Consider the following 19,882-nt stretch of genomic DNA (forward strand, 5'->3'; position numbering starts at 1 on the left):
CAAAAGTTCGCCCCTAACATACTATTATTCTGTTGCTCAATCCAAACCAAAATCTAAATCTTCGCTTCTTCTCTCACCAACTTATCCCAACCCAAATCTTTCAAATTATTATTCCGACGCAACGGACGAGTTACCAACTCTAACATGTCACGCGCATTCGTAAAGCCGTGAATTTGAGCAAAAGTGAACTCCACCGACCACTTAGTATTAATACCGCGTGCTTCCAATGGATTAGCGTGAGCCATACCAGTAATTACCAAATCTGGTTTCAACTCATAAATCCGTTGAAGTTGATTGTAATTATCCGGCTTCTCTACAATCCTTGGCAGGGGTGAATTCATTTCTTGGCAAGTTTTCTCCAACAATGCCAACTCAGCAGCTTGATAGCGCTTATCCATGTAGGGAATGCCGATTTCGTGAACAGTCATCCCGCAACGGATTAAGAATCTTGCTTGGGAAACTTCCAGCAAGTTATCACCCATGAAAAATACAGACTTACCGCGAATCAGTTTCACATAATCTTCCAAGCCTGCCCAAATTTGCGCTTCCCGTTCATCCAAACCCTTGGGAGTTATACCAAACACCGAGCAGATTTTCTCAATCCAAGCGCGAGTACCATCGGGGCCAATGGGGAAGGGTGCGCCAATGAGTTTACACTTGCGGCGGCGCATTAAGGTGGTAGCTGTGCGGCTGAGGAAGGGGTTGACACCAGCGACATAATACCCTTCTTCCAATACTGGCAATTCTGTGAAGCGCTTCGCGGGTAGCCAGCCGGAAACTTTGATGCCTTGTTTCTTCAGTTCCAAGGTTAACTGAGTAACTACGGGGTCGGGAAGGGAGCCAAAGAGAACTAAGGGTGGATGATCCACGTATTCAGATTCATCTTGGGCGACATCTTCTTTCTTTTTACCGAAGTTGAGCAATTTAGCGATCGCATTACGTTCACTTTTCTCTGTTTCCGCCACCGGAGCCTTATCAGGACAACGGTTAGCCATTGCGGCTAATACCGTGTCTTCCCCTTGGGTGAAGGCGTAATCTAGACCATTTGCCCGCGCTACAACGATGGGAATCCCGATTTCAGATTCTAGTTTTGGTGCTAAACCTTCCAAATCTGTTTTGATAATTTCGGTAGTGCAAGTGCCAATCCAGACAATTACACTAGGATTGCGATCGCGTTTAATTTGCAAGCACAACCGCTTTAACTCTTCATAATCATTCAGTTGTGCTGAAATATCGCCCTCTTCCAACTCTGCCATTGCATAGCGGGGTTCAGCAAAAATCATCACCCCCATCGCATTTTGCAGGAAGTAGCCACAAGTTTTTGTCCCAATCACCAAAAAGAAGCTATCTTCAATTTTTTGGTATAACCACGCCACGCAGCTAATTGGGCAAAAGGTATGGTAATTTCCAGTTTCACATTCAAAGCTTAAAGCTTCTGGTTGTTGAGCGACAGTCATTTTGGTTTTTTCTCCCCTTTGATATTTAATGGCAGCTCAACGAATTTTAGATTTTAAATTGATAATTTTGGATTGAAGGCTGGGACAACAAAAGTATCCTCTGTCTAACGACAATTTCCCTAATTCCTCATCCAAAATCCCAAATCTAAAACTTAAAACTGCGAAGAACGGCAATATTAAGCGTTGGGGAAGAGACGGGCAATTTCTGATTCATCAAAAACGCCTGCTGGCAGTTCTTCCCCTAAAAAATCGTTACTTTCTTCAGCTTTTTGCAAAGCTGTTTCATCACTCCAGACATCTGACAACACGTCTTTAAACGCATTCTCATCTAGTGAACTATCTTCAAGCGCCTCGTCTTCATCGAGCTTGATTTCCATTGCATCTGTTGTACCGAAGCCCATGTCCCCAAACTCATCTGCTTCTAAACTAGAGGTTTCGAGAGACTCATCTTTTGAGTCGTTTCCATTGGTTAAGGAAATATCGCCAAAGGCATCTTCTTGTGAGTCGTTTCCATTGGTTAAGGAAATATCACCAAAGGCACCTTCCGTTTCCTCTAAATCACTGAGTTCTAGGCTTTGCTCCTCAGAATCCCCAATTGTGACTTCTTGAACTACCGCCACCGCCGCAAAGCTCTTTGTATGAGAATGTGTCAATGTTTCATATTCAGGCTTTTCGTCAATGACAGCTACTGCTTCTTCTACAAATCTCTCTACTTCTGGGTTGACGAAGCGATTACCAAGAGCAAAATCTGGGTCAAAATGCAAATCCAGCACTTCAATCAGGGTATCAGCATCAGGATTGAGTTTGGCGAAGGGCAACATTAACTGCGCTAGTTTTGGCTCTAGGGCGTTAACTACTCCCAGGATGAGGTAAGAAGGTGGTCGCTTCCCGCCATCAGGTGTGTACACCGATTCCACTTGCATGTGCAGCGTGATCCAGTCCCGATTGTTCTGGAAAAATTGCAACCACTTTTGCTTTAATGAGTCTGTAAAGCTGTGAAAGAATGCCATGTTATTGTCCCTCATCCTGAGAACTTGGTGATTTATACAATCATCAAGTCTAGTTCCTCTTCTGAATTAGGAACCTGGGGTTTACCCGGATTTAGATAAAAATCGGATAACAAAGAGAACAACTCACGATCTGGTGTGTCATTAGGCACAACACCTTCTGGACGCGCTAGAATTTGGTCGGCGATGTTGAGATAGTAGTCGCAAACGTAGTCTAGGGAAGGATCTTGCTCTGCCATCTCAAACAAAGTTTTACCTTTCACGCGGGAAACACGGATATCTTCAATTAAAGGTAAAACTTCTAGAACTGGCATTGGCACTGCTTCTATATATTTTTCAATCAAGTCGCGCTTGGAGGTACGGTTGCCAATTAACCCAGCTAAACGCAGTGGGTGAGTTCTTGCTTTTTCGCGGACTGAAGCAGCGATCCGATTGGCAGCAAATAAAGCATCAAAGCCGTTGTCTGTAACGATTAGGCAGTAATCTGCATAGTTGAGCGGTGCTGCAAAACCACCGCAAACTACGTCACCCAGAACGTCAAAGAGAATTACATCGTATTCATCAAAGGCGTTGAGTTCCTTAAGTAATTTCACGGTTTCACCGACTACGTATCCACCGCATCCAGCACCCGCAGGGGGGCCACCAGCTTCTACGCAATCCACACCGCCGTAGCCTTTATAAATTACATCTTCCGGCCAGACATCTTCGTAGTGATAGTCCTTTTCTTGGAGGGTGTCGATAATTGTCGGAATCAAAAACCCAGTCAGGGTAAAGGTACTGTCATGTTTGGGGTCGCAACCAATTTGCAGCACTTTCTTGCCACGTTTAGCTAGGGCGACTGATATGTTACAGCTAGTTGTGGATTTACCGATACCACCTTTTCCGTAGACTGCTAGTTTCACTTTTATTTGCCTCTTATAGCTTCTTGTCAAACTTGTGGCTCAAACATTTGCCTTCACCTGTCCTGAGATGGCGATGCGTGAGGTCTGTTGATGTCATTATTGGGCAAATTACCTAGAAAAGAAAGTGGCTCTTAATTTGGAAAACGGTCTTATCGGATGAATTAAATCACAATTATATTTATTTGGAGTTTTATGAGCATTAAAGACTTTATTTGCTCTAAAAAACCTAAATAAACAGTTTTTATTACTTATTTTTATAAAAATAGTTACAAAATACAAAAAACTGAAATCGGCTTTTTTGAATGCTTTTTATAGAATTAGCTGATGGTCGGACAACGTGTTTTCAAGGCATTGGGGCGCACTGTCAAGGGTAAAGAGAGGTATATGCAGCCTGATGCTTGAAATACTACTGGAATTTGCGTTAGCGTAGCTCACCCTTAGCGTAGCGTCTCGTAGAGAAGGTATCGCAGATAAATTGCCAGTTTTCAGTCGGTAGTCACAACCATTTAATTGCTGCTTGAGAGTAAGTTACTCTAGTTTTGTAAAAATTTATTAAATTACCAAATTTAGGAGGCGGAGCCTCTTGAGGGGCATTCCCAGTCAGAGACTGGGAACGAGGCTAATTAGGACACCTCAGTTTCAAGTCCGTGGATTTCGTGTAATGTTTGCCAGCCAGCTTGCCACTGGGAGTTATCTTGTAATAATTTGGCATTTATCCAAAAACGGACTTTCGGATCGCAAGCAGCAACCATTTCGGCGTAAACCCAGTTAGCCTGATTTTTCCGATTGACTACTTGAAAGTGCCGCCAGCCATCAACTTTTTGCTGTGCCGTCCATTTAGAACCAACTAGGTAAGGAAATTTTTGTTTTTTAGTCATTAGTCATTAGTCATTAGTCATTTGTTAAGCTAATCGGAATTCAAGTTGCATAATCAGGGCGCTCATGTTGCCCACCCCACAAGATATTAATAAAATTTTGATATGCAAATTTAGATGTGTTTTAGCTTATTAGTCATTGTTATTCTTCCCCTGCCTCCCCTGCTCCCCCTGCTCCCTCATCCCCCCACTCCCCACTCCCCTTCTTTTAAGATGTCACCAAATCACCGTTACGGGTAAACTTCTGACAATCCAACTCATTATCTTGCTGGACACATAGCGAAAACCATCTGATATGACTCCAGCAGGTGTTGATGTTGTTGGTAATTTTGCGCTTTTTCTTAGAAAGGCGTTGTCTTACGACTTCATTAGGACAAAGAATTTCTAACGTGCCTGTACCATCTTCGTAATTGACGATGCGAAATAGACAGTCTTGCAACATCGCACGGCTGCTGCTGTCGAAGAACCGCTTAAACCTTTGTAGCTTTTCCCCTTCAGTCATTTGGCTGATGGGTTTTATTTTCAAGAAATCTTCATCCTCAAAGTCAAAGTCATCATCTTCAAAGTCGTAGGGGTCAATCATTTTCAGCATTCACTAGGCGACCTGGGATTATGGTAACTCTGGGTGGGGGCAAGGTAGAAGAAATTTAATACGTCATGCTTAGTATACGTGTTTAGATTTATGCTGAGTTTCAGCTAGCTTCGGCAATAACCTTGCCAATTTCTTGAAGGGTTGCACCTGTTGCCAGCATCGCACGTATCAACAGTTCAATTGAAACTGATGCATCACCATTCTCTGCCTTAGCAACACGCGGTTGACTTGAATGAATTCTCTCGGCTAATTCAACTTGGGTCATTACTTTTTGTCGTCGTGCTTTTAAACTCCGGCTGAGTGCTAGTTTGATTCCAATCAGAGCATTTTCTTCTGGCGTTAGTTCCAAAAATTCTGAAACTGTGCCAACCTTCCAATCCCTTGCTTCTAAACGTTCCTTTTTAACTTGATCCATGACTAATTCTGTGTATCTGTATCGTATTTACTCAATCGCTTTTTACAATTCTCAATTACTTGCTCAGGTGTTGTTCGCGTCTCAAATGCGTAACTCATGGCAATGCGCTCCAATACTTGGCATTGGTTGTGAGTGAGGTAATTCTAAGTTCTCACCTTGCTGCAACCACCTCAACAGAAAACCTACCTCAACACGAGCTTCATAACTAAAAGGTGGAGTTTTAACCTCGCCGCGTAGCCAGACTAAAGGTTTATCATCGTTATCCATGCCATTTTTATATCATATCTGATATACTATAGCTGTCGCCAGTAGCTTAACGATCGCCTCCTGTGAGTTCAAAAACGGTTAAAGCCCAAGCCGTTACTTCCCTTGGAAGAGTCACTATATAGCAATCCTAAATGAGTCGTGAAAAATATAGATAAGAAAACGAACCGCCAAGAACGCCAAGGACGCAAAGGGAAGAAAGAAGAAAGAGATATAGAATTTTCACAAATGATTTAGGACTGCTATAGAATATTTGCACATGAACAGTGCTTCTCAAGTGGCAGCCCGACAATTATGGATTCGCTTGAGTTTGTTTCCGTAGTTGTACAGCACAACAATCAATAGGAAATCGGAACTACGGGAAAATACGACTTTTACAAGACGTGAACACCGATCTAGGCGATCGCTCTACTCTTCATACAATATCTATTAAGAATAGAAGTTTTCTTTACTTGGTGTTCTGGTGGTAGCCTGCGACAAGCCCTCCGGGTGACGCTCCTACGTCGCTAACGCTTCGCTAACAGCAGTCGCTCATGGGGGAAACCCCCAAGACCGCGCTGCTTCACCACTACGCCTTTACGTTCCTGAAAAAGCCTATGCAACCTACTAATCCTAACCAATTTACAGAAAAAGCCTGGGAAGCGATCGCCCATACCCCGGATATTGTTAAACAATATCAACAACAGCAAATTGAAAGCGAACACCTGATGAAAGCGCTGCTAGAACAAGATGGTCTAGCAACTGGGATTCTCACTAAGGCGGGTGTTAACCTCCAAAAACTGCGCGATCGCACTGAACAATTTTTTCAACGTCAGCCGAAAGTATCAGGTAATAGTACCTCAGTATACTTAGGACGCAGCTTAGATACACTTCTAGATCGAGCAGACGGATATCGCAAAGAGTTTCAAGACGAATATATTTCAATTGAACACTTATTGTTGGCTTACGCTAAAGATGACCGCTTTGGCAAAGCTTTATTCCAAGAGTTTGGTTTAGACGAAGGCAAACTCAAAAATATTATTAAACAAATTCGAGGGAGTCAAAAAGTGACCGATCAAAATCCAGAAGGCAAATACGAAGCACTGGAAAAATACGGGCGTGACCTCACAGAAGCTGCGCGTAAAGGTCAACTCGATCCAGTGATTGGGCGAGATGATGAGATTCGTCGGACTGTGCAAATTCTCTCTCGCCGTACTAAGAATAACCCTGTGCTAATTGGTGAACCAGGTGTTGGTAAAACTGCGATCGCTGAAGGATTAGCACAGCGTATTATTGCAGGTGATGTACCTCAATCTCTCAAAGACCGCAAGCTAATCGCTTTAGATATGGGTGCTTTGATTGCAGGGGCAAAATTCCGGGGTGAATTTGAAGAACGCCTGAAAGCAGTATTAAAAGAAGTTACTGAATCTGGCGGCAATATTGTTTTATTTATTGATGAAATTCACACCGTTGTCGGCGCTGGTGCAACCCAAGGCGCGATGGATGCGGGTAACTTATTAAAACCAATGTTGGCGCGGGGCGAACTGCGCTGTATTGGCGCGACAACTTTGGATGAATACCGCAAATATATCGAAAAAGATGCGGCACTAGAAAGACGTTTCCAGCAAGTTTATGTCGATCAGCCTAGTGTAGAAGACAGCATTTCGATTTTGCGCGGGTTGAGAGAACGTTATGAAAACCACCACGGGGTGAAGATTTCGGATAGTGCTTTAGTTGCAGCCGCGATCTTGTCGAGTCGATATATTAGCGATCGCTTCTTACCAGATAAAGCCATTGACTTGGTAGACGAAGCCGCAGCTAGATTAAAAATGGAGATCACCTCCAAACCAGAAGAACTTGACGAAATTGATCGTAAGATTCTGCAATTGGAAATGGAGAAGCTATCGCTGAAAAAAGAAAGCGATGCAGCTTCTCGTGAACGTCTAGAAAGATTGGAAAAGGAAATTGCTGATCTCAAAGAAGAACAAAAAACGCTGAATACTCAATGGCAGTCTGAAAAAGATATCATTGACAAAATTCAGTCGGTGAAAAAAGAGATTGAACGGGTCAACTTAGAGATTCAGCAAGCAGAACGCGACTACGACCTTAACCGGGCTGCGGAGTTGAAATACGGCAATTTAACCAGTTTGCACCGTCAATTGGAAGCAGTAGAAGCTGAATTGGCAAACGCTCAAAGAAGTGGTAAATCACTGTTACGAGAAGAAGTCACAGAAGCTGATATTGCCGAAATTATTTCTAAATGGACAGGAATTCCTATTAGTAAATTAGTGGAATCTGAGAAAGAAAAACTGCTGCATTTAGAAGATGAATTGCACCGTCGTGTGGTTGGACAAGAAGAAGCTGTCACAGCTGTAGCGGATGCAATTCAGCGATCGCGGGCTGGATTGGCTGATCCCAATCGTCCTATTGCTAGCTTTATCTTCCTTGGGCCTACGGGTGTGGGTAAAACCGAGTTGGCGAAAGCGCTGGCGGCGTATATGTTCGATAGCGAAGATGCGCTAGTACGAATTGATATGTCGGAGTATATGGAGAAACACGCCGTTTCTCGTTTAATCGGTGCGCCTCCCGGATACGTGGGTTACGAAGAAGGCGGACAACTTACAGAAGCGATTCGTCGCCGTCCTTACTCAGTGATTCTCTTCGACGAAATCGAGAAAGCACACCCCGATGTATTTAATATCTTCTTGCAAATTCTCGATGATGGTCGCGTCACTGATGCCCAAGGTCATAAGGTGGACTTCAAGAACGCTATTATCATCATGACCAGCAACATCGGTTCGCAGTACATTCTTGATGTCGCCGGAGATAACGCCCACTACGACGAAATGCGCCGTCGAGTCATGGAGACAATGCGAAATAGCTTCCGTCCAGAGTTCCTCAACCGCATTGATGAAATCATCATCTTCCACGGTTTAGATAAGAAGGAATTGCGGCATATCGTGCTATTGCAAGTTGAGAGATTGCGCCAAAGATTGAGCGATCGCAAAATATCCCTCAAGCTCTCGGATACTGCACTTGACTTTTTAGCCGAAGTAGGGTATGACCCAGTATATGGGGCGCGTCCACTAAAGCGGGCGATTCAGCGAGAGTTAGAAACTCAAATTGCCAAAGCCATCTTGCGCGGTGAATTCGCCGACGGCGACACTATCTTTGTAGATGTGCAAAATGAGCGTCTTTCTTTTAGTCGCTTACCCGTTGAGGTGTTTACCAGCTAATTGAGAAAGAGGCAGGGGAGCAGGGAGCAGGGAGCAGGGAGCAGGGAGCAGGGAGCAGGGAGCAGGGAGCAGGGGGACAAGGTGAGAACTTGCAACAAATAAGTCTTTCCCCTTGTCCTCAATTCCCCTTGTCCTTTTCCCTGTTCCTTGAAGATCATCTCACGGCAAAACCCCAAGTCAAGCAAGAGCATCTTGGCGTTTTTTTATAAGCATTCGTAAGGTAATAATTACGAATTACGAATTACGAATTATCTTGGCCCTTACAAATCACTTGTCGCATTTTACGCATATTTGCAGGTAACTCTAAATTCATTGCTTGTTGAATGAACACTGATGGAATTGGAATCAGAGGTGTAGCTTGCACAGTATAAGCAAGTATTGTGCCGTTACCGCAATCTTTGAGTTCTAAATTGGCGTTAAAATCCTCAAAAGTCCCTTTTACCATACGGAATTGGATTTGTTGCCCCAGCACTTCTACGACGTTGAGGTAAATTTCAACTTGAGCCGTGAAAAAGAAAAAGGCTTTTTGTGCTGCTTGATACAGGCGTTTGACTTCACCTTTGTGTGATATCTCGCTTTTAGTGATATCGGGAAAATATTGTACCCACCGGGGGTAATCAGTTAATTGCTGCCAGACTTGCGATCGCACCATCGGCAAATACATCCAGGCTGTCACCGCGCCACCCCAGGTTTTGTGCGATCGCGTTTCTATGAAAATTTCACCCTGTACCAGCAACTTTTGCTTGTCTTGACTCCAAGCCATATCTGAACCTGCAATAATTGAGTCTGAGATATGAGACGCAGACATCATGATTTTAGTTACTCCTCAACTCATCCACCTAAATGGAGTTGAAACTACAAGCCATAAAACTTGATTTAGATCCAACCCACTAAATTTTATTTCCAGTGTAATGCCTATCTTTCCAGAAACGGCGAGTTTTTGGTAATTATTTCAGTTATTCTACTGCAAAAACTGTAGTTCTTATCACAATTAACACAATTAAGATTTAAGTAAACTTTATAATAGCGGTATTTATAAATTAAAAACTAAGTTCTTAACAGCTAGAATGGCACAAACACTAACTAATATCAAGTATCTTACTCCAACATTTGGATAGCATCTCTAGATTTTTACGTGTTATTTCTGATGAAACTACAACTTCATCGTAACTTCATATTTTATTGTCAATATCAACTTAATTCATAATTCATAATTCATAATTAAGATAGGGTTGATTCCCCAGCTATAGCGGTTCCCATTTAGATGCGGAACAACATTATATTGCGAGGTGTAAGGGCACGGCACTGCCGTGCCCCTACGGGTGTACCTCACGTAAACGAGAACCGCTATATCATGATGCTAGTCCTGTTTAAGGTGGGGTTTAAATCCACTTTTTGTTACATAATTATGAATTATCAATTATGAATTATCAATTATCAAGTGTAATCTCTGTTGAGTTGAGAGGAAAAGTAGGTGAGTCAATCTTCTTTAAATCGTAGATTAATCCAGATTTTCGGTATCCTTCTCGGCATTAGCGTAGCCGTTTGGGTACTGAGAGGTTTTGGTATTCTCACTTTTATTCCAGGTGGAATAATTTGGCTACTGCTACTAGGCGCGATCGCTGTGGCAATTATCAGTTACGCCCAAAGGACTTGGTGGCGTTTTTAGTCATTTGTCATTTGTCATTGGTCATTGGTCATTGGTCATTGGTCATTTGTCATTAGTCTAAGATACAAGAGTTTTTGGTATATACCGCGCCACTCTTGGGCGAAAAAAACTTTCTTATATCGAACTAATTAAAACCACGTCCCAAGGGATGCTCGTAGCTCTGCCGTTGGGTGGCGTGGTTTCTTTTGGACTAATGACTAAGCCTATTTTGACTAACTAGCAGAAGTATTTAATACTGAAGCAAAGCCAACAATTTACTAAAGGAAAACGAACATGGCAAAGTATATATGTACTGTTTGCGCCTATGAATATGATTCAGAAGTAGGCGATCCAGATAGCGATATAGCGCCGGGGACAGCCTTTGAAAATATACCAGATGATTGGGTATGTCCAACTTGTGGTGCGACAAAAGATCAATTTGAAGTAGTTGAAGAGTGAAGATAAGGGCTAGCCTAGTAAAGTACGTGCTATTGAGAAATTTTAGAACTTGCTACCGTTACGAATCGTAGTTATTGGGGGTGGGGCAGCAGGATTTTTTGGCGCGATCGCTTGTGCTAAAGCCAATCCTGATGCCCAAGTTACATTACTCGAAGCCAGTCGCCAACCCCTAGCGAAAGTGCTAATTTCTGGTGGCGGACGCTGCAACGTTACTCACGCTTGCTTTTTACCTGAAGAGTTAGTACAAAATTACCCCAGAGGTGCAAAAGCTTTGCGGGGTGCTTTGACTCGGTTTGGGCCTCAAGATACAGTAGCTTGGTTTGCTGCTGGTGGAGTTTATCTAAAAACTGAAGCCGATGGGCGGATGTTTCCTGTCACCAATACTTCAGAAACCATTGTGGAATGTCTGATTAAAGCGGTGGCGACATCTGGAGTAAAACTCCGTATCGGTACACACGTAACTTCGGTGACCGCAGCAGATGGAGGGTTTGATATTCTTTTGAAGTCGGGGGAGACGATTAAATGCGATCGCCTACTTCTTGCGACCGGCAGCAGCCTTCTAGGTTATAAAATTGTCAAAGAGTTAGGTCATCAAATAGAAGCGCCAGTCCCCTCTCTGTTTACCTTCAATATTGCTGATCCTCAATTGCAAGCTCTAGCTGGAGTTAGCGTTAACCCAGTGCAATTGCGGTTATCTGCGGGCGGAAAATCCCAATTACAACAAATTGGGCCATTGCTAATTACTCACTGGGGTTTGAGTGGCCCTGCAGTTCTGAAGCTTTCTGCTTGGGGTGCAAGAGTTCTCCATGAAAAACGCTATCAAGCCACATTATTGATTAATTGGCTGCCTGATTTGCACCAAGAAGAAGTGCGAGAAAAAGTTTTAGCAGTTAAAGATGAATGGGGAAAGAAAGCGATCGCATTACATCGTGGCGTTGATCTACCCCATCGTCTCTGGCAATATATCATTGCCCGTGCAGGCATTACCACAGAAGACCGTTGGGCAGAAATATCTAGTAAAACTTTAAATAAACTGTTGCAAGAACTTACTCAGGGACAATATTTAATCAGTGGCAAAGGAGCCTTTAAAGAAGAATTTGTTACCTGTGGCGGTGTCAACCTTAAAGAAGTCAACTTTAAGACGATGGAAAGTAGGTTAGTACCTGGTCTTTATTTTGCCGGAGAAATTTTAGATATTGATGGCGTTACCGGTGGATTTAACTTCCAAAGTGCTTGGACAACTGGGTATTTAGCAGGCATAGCAATGGCAACTAGCGACTAGTAGTCTGTCAGCTTTCAATTGGGGACTTCCAAATAAAAAAATACCCAAAAATTTGACGAAAAAACTCTCTCCTCCTCATTGCTCTGTGTTCTCTGTGCCTCTGTGGTTCGTTTATTTGGGTTAGGACTTACGCATTGACAAGAAATGCCAAATATGAATTAAGGTTAAAAACCAATACAGTTCAGTTAAGGATAATCGTAGGTTGGGTTGAACTTTAGTGTTAGCCAACAAATTCTGATAAATGTTGGGCTTCGTTCCTCAACCCAACCTACGCAGTTTAAGGTTTTTGGCTCTAACCCAAGCGTATTGGCTTATAACCCAATACGCTTGGGTTAAGGCTAAAACTCTTTGTCAAAGTCAATTTTTTTTACGAACCACAGAGACGCAGAGGGCACTGAGAGAATAAAGAAATGCTTAACTGAACTGTATTGGTTTATAACCTTTTGTTAGTCGTCTTTAGACGACTTTCGCTATTAGACTCAGAATTCATTCTGAGGCGGACTAGATGAGAATGTTACAAAAATGTAGGCAATTCCAACCTCATACCTTCTTCACTGATTGCTATTTTTGGATTTACGTTGCAATTGTTTTAGCGATTGATACATATCTGGCAGGCGATTATAAACAGCACATACCTTGAGATATAGTTTGTAAGGAATGCCTGGAGATCCGCAGACAATTTCTCCTGGTGGAACATCGCTGTGAATTCCAGTTTGAGCAGATGTCATCGCCCCATCTCCGATCTTCACTTGATTGGCTATTCCTGTTTGTCCAGCTAAAATAACCCGATTTCCCAGCTTAACACCTCCGGCCATACCAACCTGACCTGCGATCGCACAGCCCGCACCAATTTGGCAACCGTGACCTATTTGCACTAAATTATCAATTACTGTATTACTGCCTACCCGTGTTTCTCCAACGGCTGGGCGGTCAATGGCACTGTTGCAGCCAACTTCCACGCCATCTTCTAAGACTGTACAGCCAGATTGTTCCATTTTCAACCAACCAGTCCGAGTAGGAACAAAACCAAAGCCTTCTGCACCAATGACAGCACCGCTATGAATCACACAATTTGCACCGATGCGGGTGCGTTCGTGGATGGTACAGTTAGCGTGTAAGGTGGTGCGATCGCCTATTTTGGCATCTGGATAAATCACCACATTGGGATGAATAATTGCCCCATCGCCAATTTCTACCCCTTGTTGAATCACAGCATGGGGGCCAATATAAACATCACTACCAACTTTTGCGGTGGAGTGAATCACAGCAGTGGGATGAATTTCTGGGACGGGGCGATATGGTTGGTAAAAAAGGGCGATCGCTTTGGCAAACAATAATCGCGGATCTGGGGTTGCTAGCCAGACAATACCGCTCTCTTGTGCAAGCACTTGTAATTTTTCATCCTGGGGCAAAATTAAAGCACTAGCATTGGTCTTGCCGATAAAAGACCCAAATTTTGCCCCTTCTACATAGCTTAGAGTACCGATAGTAGCTTCATCAATGGCTGCTACCCCTGTAATTTCTGGGTCATGGTCTGGGTTGCTAGTCAAACTATGATTGGTAGCGGCATCACCAAATTGGCCGAGGATTTCGCTGAATTTCATTGTTGGGTAGATTCAAAAGTAATTTCGTAGAGTGGCAAACACAAACTAAATAGTACTAGTACAGCTTGGCGAAAATTAAAATACCATTCTCAATCTTTCAAAGCCCTAAAATACATGACTTTTGACTTTTGACTTTTGCGTAGCGGTACTAGCCCTTTCAAGGTGGGTAAAAATTTTGGTCAATAAATTCCTCTTTAGGGAACTCCAAAAAATAAATTATTCCACATTCAAGTCGTTGACTGTTGACTGTTGACTGTTGACTGAAAACTCGTGAACCGTCAACGGTCAACAGTGAACAATAGCAATGGAATATTTTTTTACTTGGAAGTCCCTTAAGCTCTTTACTCTGTGTCCTCTGCGCCTCTGTGGTTAAATAAATTACTTTTAAACCGCTGAGGCACAGAGAGCGCTGAGAAAAAACAATCTTATTTTACGACTCACCTTGAAAGGGCTAGTGCTCTGTCTCATTAATTATGATTGATTAGTTTGTTACCAAAACCCTGTAGAGACGCGAAATTTCGCGTCTCTACAACCCAGCAAAATTAATGGGACAGACTACTAGTCCTATTAAAATCCTAATTTCTCTAATACTGGCTTTGTAGAAACAACGTGGCGATCTAAACCCAGTTCTTTGGGACTAACCCCAAGTGCCAAAGCAATCAACTGCGGTAAATGCAGCACTGGTAAACCTAATTTTTGCTCAATCACCTTTTCTACCTCTGGCTGACGCGAATCTAAATTTAAGTGGCACAGAGGACAAGGTGTAACTATACAGTCAGCACCAGAAGTCAAAGCATCCTGAATATGCATCCCCGCCATCTTGAAAGATTGGGTAGTGGCATAACTAGAAAGCGGCCAACCACAACATTGCGTCCGGCCTCGGTAATAAATTGGTGTGGCACCCACCGCCCGAAACATATTTTCCATCGCTTCCGGTTTGAACGGGTCATCATAGGGCATAGATTTTTGGGCGCGGAGGAGATAACAGCCATAAAAAGCCGCACATTTTAATCCAGTTAACTTCCGGGTGACACGTTTAGTAATTTCCTCTAAACCGTAATCTGTTACCAAGGCGTAGAGAAGATGTTTAACGTCGGTAGTGCCGCGATAAGGTGAACAGCCTTCTTTTTCCAGTAAGCCATTAACCTGTTGAATGTACGCCGGATCATTTGTCTTACATTCTTTCAGGTGTTCGTTCACATGACCGATAACACCCTGACAAGTGCTGCAATGGGTAAGTAAGGGCAAATTTAATTCTTCTGCTAGGGCAATATTTCTGGCATTGACTGTATCTTCTAGCAGTGTAGAATCTTCTTTAAATGTGCCAGAACCGCAGCAAGCAGCTTTTTTAAGTTCAACTAGTTCAATGCCCAGTGCTTGGGTAAGCGCTTGAGTTGACTGGTAAAGTTCCCGACAGGCCCCTTGAGCAACACATCCGGGGAAGTAAGCGTATTTGAGTGTCTGAGATAGCATAGAGGTATATTTGGGTTAGAGCGATCGCTCTAAAACAATAACTGTTTTATTATTCCTTGTTAGCACCTAAGCTAGGTATGTTTGACGTTCACCGTCTTTTTAACCGTCTAGGTTCAAAGCCGCAGCGTCTATATATTCTGATTGCTAGCAAGGCTGTAAGTACTGAGCGAGACATTGTAAAGAAAGTTAGCAATAATTGGACAACCGAAACATTTACATCCTGTTGGCAATGCCATAGTCCGCTCCTATACCCAATTCTAAGAAAACTTACCCGATTCTTTTGAGTAAGGGGAGGGATTTTCTAACAGAAAAACCCTTGGTAGTATACGGGCGATCGCGCTTGACGATAAGATGTATATGCTCAAAACAATGTTTCCCGTAAAGAGCAGAACCTAGCAACTGGTTAAGGACTTTTATTATTTATGAGCCAAACGGAACTTTTTGATAAGGTCAAGAAAATCGTCACCGAACAACTGAGTGTTGAAGATCCAGACAAAATAACTCCCCAGTCCAAATTTATGGAAGATTTAGGAGCAGATTCCTTAGATACCGTTGAACTGGTGATGGCTTTGGAAGAAGAATTTGATATCGAAATTCCTGACGAAGCTGCCGAACAGATTGTATCGGTTCAAGACGCAGTAGATTACATCAATAACAAAGTTACCGCATCAGCTTAAAAAGTTTTGAGTCTTTGAAGTTTAGATGGCAATGCCATGCCCCTCAGGGGCATCTAGGCAAAAACCACTGCTTTGACTTTTTACTGAGTGCTGAGAGATGCGATTAATCACGTCTGTACAGGGTTTAGGAGTTAGAGTTTTCGGAGGCAAAAGTTCGGAGTTTTCTCCATCTTTGGGTGCTTCCAAAACTCAGAACTCGGACTGGCTCAACGCCCCGCTAACGCTAACAGAACTCAGCACTGTTTAATGCCGGCTGCTTTTTCGCCACCTTTAACTGAATCATGACAGATTATACACGTAAACGCGTTGTTGTAACTGGTGTTGGCGCGATTACACCTATCGGTAACACAGCAACAGAATATTGGGATGGATTATTGAGTGGACGTAATGGCATTGACCACATCACATTTTTTGATGCGTCTCGCCATGATTGCCGCATTGCTGGTGAAGTAAAAAACTTCGATCCACATGATTACTTGGAGCGCAAAGAGGCCAAGCGCATGGATCGATTTGCCCAATTTGGGGTTTCGGCAGCAAAACAGGCTCTAGCTAACGCGCAGTTAGTTATTAATGAACTGAATGCAGAACAGGTAGGTGTCATGATCGGTTCTGGCATTGGCGGCATTAAGGTATTAGAAGACCAGCAAACTATCTACCTCAACCGTGGCCCCGATCGCTGTAGTCCATTCATGATACCGATGATGATCGCCAATATGGCAGCAGGATTAACGGCAATTCACACGGGTGCTAAAGGGCCAAATTCCTGCCCAGTAACTGCCTGCGCTGCTGGCTCTAACGCTGTAGGCGATGCTTTTCGCTTAATTCAAGGGGGATATGCCCAGGCGATGATTTGCGGCGGAACAGAGGCAGCTGTGACACCATTATCGATGGCTGGTTTTGCCGCCTGCAAAGCCCTCTCTTTTCGCAATGACGATCCGCATAAAGCTTGCCGTCCCTTTGATAGCGATCGCGATGGATTTGTCTTGGGTGAAGGTTCAGGAATTTTAATTCTCGAAGAACTGCAACACGCCCTCAGTCGCGGCGCTCACATTTATGCCGAAATGATCGGCTATGGTATGACCTGTGACGCTTACCATATAACTTCCCCCGTCCCCGGTGGACTCGGAGCCGCTAGAGCAATCGAACTAGCGCTCAAAGATGGCGGCATAACTCCCGAACAGATTAGCTATATTAATGCTCACGGCACTAGTACCCCAGCTAATGATTCAACTGAAACCTCAGCCATCAAAAAAGCTTTGGGAGAACATGCTTATAAGGTGGCAATTAGCTCCACTAAATCAATGACAGGTCATTTATTGGGCGGTTCTGGAGGTATTGAAGCAGTCGCAACAGTACTGGCGATCGCTAATGACCAAATTCCACCGACAATAAATCTGGAAAATCCCGATCCAGAGTGTGACTTAGATTACGTACCCAACTATAGCCGCGCTCAAAAAGTCGAGGTGGCAATATCCAATTCTTTTGGGTTTGGCGGTCATAATGTCACACTGGCCTTTAAGAAATACGTCTAAAAAAGGCAGGGGAGCAGGGAGCAGGGAGCAGGGGGGGATGAGGGGGATGAGGGAGTGAGGGACAAGAATTAATAACCAATGCCCAATGCCCCATGCCCAATGCCCAATGCCTAATGCCCCATGCCCAAAGTATCAGAAATATCATTCCGATATAACTTAAGCGTTCAACATGACCCAATTATCAGCTTGATTTATCACCATAAACTCAGGAGATCCCGCTTGTCGATGGACAAGCGGGAGTGGGATGATGAGGATAGTGTGGGGAATCTAAAATAACCCCAACAAGAGAAGCTACCAAGAGTGCTAACCCGTCGTTAAAAACAAGAGATTATGACTGTTGCAACCCAATCCGCCAAAGAATTGTCCGTCGAAGAACTGGCTATTAACTCGATCCGCTTCTTGGCTGTTGATGCCGTAGAAAAAGCAAAATCGGGACACCCAGGACTACCAATGGGCGCGGCTCCGATGGCTTTTGTCCTCTGGGATCGCTTTATGAAGTTTAATCCCAAGAATCCCAAATGGTTTAACCGCGATCGCTTTGTCTTGTCTGCCGGTCATGGCTCGATGTTGCTGTACGCCCTACTGTACCTCACAGGCTACGATAGCGTCACCATTGAAGATATCAAACTATTCCGTCAATGGGAATCTAAAACCCCTGGACACCCCGAAAACTTCATGACCCCAGGCGTGGAAGTCACAACTGGCCCCTTGGGTCAAGGAATTGCCAATGGAGTTGGTTTAGCGATCGCCGAAGCCCACCTTGCCGCTAAATACAACAAACCCGATACCAAGATTGTTGACCATTACACCTACGTAATTTTAGGTGACGGTTGCAACATGGAAGGGATTTCCGGGGAAGCTGCTTCTTTCGCAGGACACTTGGGATTAGGCAAACTCATTGCTCTGTACGACGACAACCACATCTCCATCGACGGTTCCACAGATGTGGCATTCACCGAAGATGTTTCCAAGCGATTTGAAGCTTACGGTTGGCACGTTTTGCATGTCCAAGATGGTAATACTGATTTAGAAGCGATCGCTAAAGCGATTGAAGAAGCTAAATCTGTCACCGATAAACCATCAATGATTAAGGTGACAACCACAATTGGTTACGGTTCCCCCAACAAACAAAACACTGCTGGCGTTCACGGCGCTGCTTTGGGTGCAGACGAAATTGCCTTGACTCGGAAACATTTGGGTTGGGAATACGAGCCTTTCGTAATACCCGAAGAAGCTCTCAACCACACACGCAAAGCAGTGGAACGCGGCGCAAGCTACGAAGACGAATGGAACAAAACTTTTGCCGACTACAAAGCTAAGTATGGCCAAGAAGCGGCTGAATTAGAACGCTACATAAGCGGCAAACTACCCGACGGTTGGGATAAAGTACTACCCACCTACACCCCAGAAGACAAAGGATTACCCACCCGCAAACACTCAGAAACCTGCCTCAACAAACTAGCGGCAGTTTTACCTGAATTGATTGGTGGTTCGGCTGACTTAACCCACTCCAACTTGACCGAAATCAAGGGTAAGGGCGACTTCCAAAAAGGAGAATACCAAAATCCCAACATCCACTTTGGTGTGCGGGAACATGCTATGGGCGCAATCTGTAATGGTATAGCGCTGCACACTTCAGGCTTAATCCCCTACGGTGCTACCTTCTTGATCTTCTCAGATTATATGCGTGCTGCCATCCGCTTATCCGCCCTTTCTCAAGCTGGTTCGATTTGGGTAATGACTCACGATTCCATTGGACAAGGTGAAGATGGCCCCACACACCAACCCATTGAAACTCTAGCTTCCTTGAGAGCCATTCCTAATTTATTAGTGTTTCGTCCCGCAGACGGTAACGAAACCTCTGGCGCTTATAAAGTAGCGATCGAGAAAGCGAAGCAAAACGCTCCGTCTCTGTTGGCATTCACCCGTCAAAACGTCCCCAACTTGGCAGGTACATCGGTTGAGGGTGTGGCGAAGGGTGGATACACAGTAGTTGATAGCGAAGGTACACCTGATATCATCTTGATTGGTACTGGTTCAGAATTGAGCCTCGCCGTTGGCGCAGCCGAAAAACTCACAGCCGAAGGTAAGAAAGTTCGTGTCGTCTCCCTACCTTCATGGGAACTGTTTGAAGCACAGGATGCGGCTTATAAAGAATCCATTCTGCCGAAAGCTGTCACCAAGCGTTTGTCTGTAGAAGCTGGTAGCAGTTTCGGTTGGCACAAGTATGTGGGTACTGAAGGCGATTGCGTTAGTATCGATCGCTTTGGTGCTTCGGCTCCAGGCAATGTTTGTTTAGAGAAGTTTGGCTTTAGCGTTGATAATGTATTAGCTAAAGCTAAACAATTGTTGGGTTAATAGCAACAGAATGTTCTCAAAATTTTGTAGGGTGGGCTGAAAGGCCCGCCTTTTTTTCGCAGAGAGGTGCTGAGAAACATTGTTTATAATTGAGGTAATTAGTTAAATATTGGTAGGAAGTT

Annotated in this window: 19 protein-coding genes; 7 read left to right on the plus strand and 12 right to left on the minus strand. The window is 43.9% G+C overall.

The genetic code is table 11. The features are described from left to right. Window positions 1-53: 53 nt before the first annotated feature. The 7 genes from D1367_RS18175 to D1367_RS18205 all read right to left on the minus strand — a co-directional run bounded on the left by D1367_RS18175 (window position 54) and on the right by D1367_RS18205 (window position 5,515). Window positions 54-1,457, minus strand: coding sequence for a ferredoxin:protochlorophyllide reductase (ATP-dependent) subunit N (locus tag D1367_RS18175; protein ID WP_100901325.1), 1,404 nt, complete (start codon window positions 1,455-1,457; stop codon window positions 54-56). 176 nt (window positions 1,458-1,633) lie between these two features. Next, the gene (locus D1367_RS18180) at window positions 1,634-2,467 is read right to left on the minus strand and encodes a DUF5331 domain-containing protein (RefSeq protein WP_118167632.1); all 834 of its coding nucleotides are present in this window, start codon (window positions 2,465-2,467) and stop codon (window positions 1,634-1,636) included. 32 nt (window positions 2,468-2,499) lie between these two features. Next, window positions 2,500-3,366 (minus strand): ferredoxin:protochlorophyllide reductase (ATP-dependent) iron-sulfur ATP-binding protein, encoded by an 867-nt coding sequence (gene bchL, locus D1367_RS18185; RefSeq protein WP_012410753.1) that lies wholly within the window; start codon window positions 3,364-3,366, stop codon window positions 2,500-2,502. Between the two features lie 623 nt (window positions 3,367-3,989). Continuing rightward, entirely contained in the window at window positions 3,990-4,244 is a 255-nt protein-coding gene (locus tag D1367_RS18190) for a TIGR02450 family Trp-rich protein (protein ID WP_118167633.1), read from the minus strand. Window positions 4,245-4,449: 205 nt separating this feature from the next. Further along, the gene (locus tag D1367_RS18195; protein ID WP_118167634.1) at window positions 4,450-4,824 is read right to left on the minus strand and encodes a hypothetical protein; all 375 of its coding nucleotides are present in this window, start codon (window positions 4,822-4,824) and stop codon (window positions 4,450-4,452) included. Window positions 4,825-4,933: 109 nt separating this feature from the next. Continuing rightward, window positions 4,934-5,248, minus strand: a complete 315-nt coding sequence (locus D1367_RS18200) for a helix-turn-helix domain-containing protein (protein ID WP_118167635.1) — start codon at window positions 5,246-5,248, stop codon at window positions 4,934-4,936. An 81-nt stretch (window positions 5,249-5,329) separates the two neighbouring features. Then, window positions 5,330-5,515, minus strand: a complete 186-nt coding sequence (locus tag D1367_RS18205; RefSeq protein ID WP_228674822.1) for a hypothetical protein — start codon at window positions 5,513-5,515, stop codon at window positions 5,330-5,332. A 593-nt stretch (window positions 5,516-6,108) separates the two neighbouring features. Between D1367_RS18205 and clpB the strand changes: the two genes are divergently transcribed. Further along, window positions 6,109-8,727, plus strand: coding sequence for an ATP-dependent chaperone ClpB (gene clpB, locus D1367_RS18210; RefSeq protein WP_118167636.1), 2,619 nt, complete (start codon window positions 6,109-6,111; stop codon window positions 8,725-8,727). 241 nt (window positions 8,728-8,968) lie between these two features. Here the strand turns inward: clpB and D1367_RS18215 are convergent, their stop codons facing one another. Further along, window positions 8,969-9,535 carry an SRPBCC family protein gene (locus tag D1367_RS18215; protein ID WP_118167637.1) on the minus strand — a complete coding sequence of 189 codons (567 nt, stop codon included), beginning with the start codon at window positions 9,533-9,535 and terminating at the stop codon, window positions 8,969-8,971. Window positions 9,536-10,201: 666 nt separating this feature from the next. On the opposite strand from D1367_RS18215, the gene D1367_RS18220 reads away from it, so the two are divergent. The 3 genes from D1367_RS18220 to D1367_RS18230 all read left to right on the plus strand — a co-directional run bounded on the left by D1367_RS18220 (window position 10,202) and on the right by D1367_RS18230 (window position 12,116). After that, window positions 10,202-10,396: a hypothetical protein gene (locus D1367_RS18220; RefSeq protein ID WP_118167638.1), complete on the plus strand. Its 195-nt coding sequence runs from the start codon at window positions 10,202-10,204 to the stop codon at window positions 10,394-10,396. A gap of 273 nt (window positions 10,397-10,669) precedes the next feature. Next, entirely contained in the window at window positions 10,670-10,834 is a 165-nt protein-coding gene (rd, locus tag D1367_RS18225) for a rubredoxin (RefSeq protein WP_118167639.1), read from the plus strand. A gap of 49 nt (window positions 10,835-10,883) precedes the next feature. Then, window positions 10,884-12,116, plus strand: coding sequence for a BaiN/RdsA family NAD(P)/FAD-dependent oxidoreductase (locus tag D1367_RS18230; protein ID WP_118167640.1), 1,233 nt, complete (start codon window positions 10,884-10,886; stop codon window positions 12,114-12,116). Window positions 12,117-12,667: 551 nt separating this feature from the next. Here the strand turns inward: D1367_RS18230 and lpxD are convergent. The 3 genes from lpxD to D1367_RS18240 all read right to left on the minus strand — a co-directional run bounded on the left by lpxD (window position 12,668) and on the right by D1367_RS18240 (window position 15,193). Continuing rightward, window positions 12,668-13,720, minus strand: coding sequence for a UDP-3-O-(3-hydroxymyristoyl)glucosamine N-acyltransferase (gene lpxD, locus D1367_RS18235; protein WP_118167641.1), 1,053 nt, complete (start codon window positions 13,718-13,720; stop codon window positions 12,668-12,670). Window positions 13,721-13,877: 157 nt separating this feature from the next. After that, a complete protein-coding gene (locus tag D1367_RS32835; protein WP_267255655.1) occupies window positions 13,878-14,009 on the minus strand; it encodes a hypothetical protein in 132 nt (43 codons plus the stop codon). Window positions 14,010-14,287: 278 nt separating this feature from the next. Then, the gene (locus tag D1367_RS18240) at window positions 14,288-15,193 is read right to left on the minus strand and encodes a CoB--CoM heterodisulfide reductase iron-sulfur subunit B family protein (protein WP_118167642.1); all 906 of its coding nucleotides are present in this window, start codon (window positions 15,191-15,193) and stop codon (window positions 14,288-14,290) included. Between the two features lie 422 nt (window positions 15,194-15,615). Here D1367_RS18240 and acpP point away from each other — a divergent pair, with 422 nt between their 5' ends. Beyond that, complete coding sequence (gene acpP / locus D1367_RS18245; RefSeq protein ID WP_118167643.1) at window positions 15,616-15,870, plus strand: acyl carrier protein; 255 nt, start codon at window positions 15,616-15,618, stop codon at window positions 15,868-15,870. A gap of 21 nt (window positions 15,871-15,891) precedes the next feature. On the opposite strand, the gene D1367_RS30970 is transcribed toward acpP, so the two are convergent. Next, entirely contained in the window at window positions 15,892-16,056 is a 165-nt protein-coding gene (locus tag D1367_RS30970) for a hypothetical protein (RefSeq protein ID WP_181984874.1), read from the minus strand. A 95-nt stretch (window positions 16,057-16,151) separates the two neighbouring features. Between D1367_RS30970 and fabF the strand changes: the two genes are divergently transcribed. Next, on the plus strand, window positions 16,152-17,402 hold the full coding sequence (gene fabF / locus D1367_RS18250; RefSeq protein WP_118167644.1) for a beta-ketoacyl-ACP synthase II: 1,251 nt from the start codon (window positions 16,152-16,154) through the stop codon (window positions 17,400-17,402). A gap of 330 nt (window positions 17,403-17,732) precedes the next feature. Continuing rightward, a complete protein-coding gene (tkt, locus tag D1367_RS18255; RefSeq protein WP_118167645.1) occupies window positions 17,733-19,760 on the plus strand; it encodes a transketolase in 2,028 nt (675 codons plus the stop codon). The last annotated feature ends 122 nt before the right edge of the window (window positions 19,761-19,882 follow it).

This window comes from Nostoc sphaeroides, from assembly GCF_003443655.1.
GTDB lineage: Bacteria > Cyanobacteriota > Cyanobacteriia > Cyanobacteriales > Nostocaceae > Nostoc > Nostoc sphaeroides.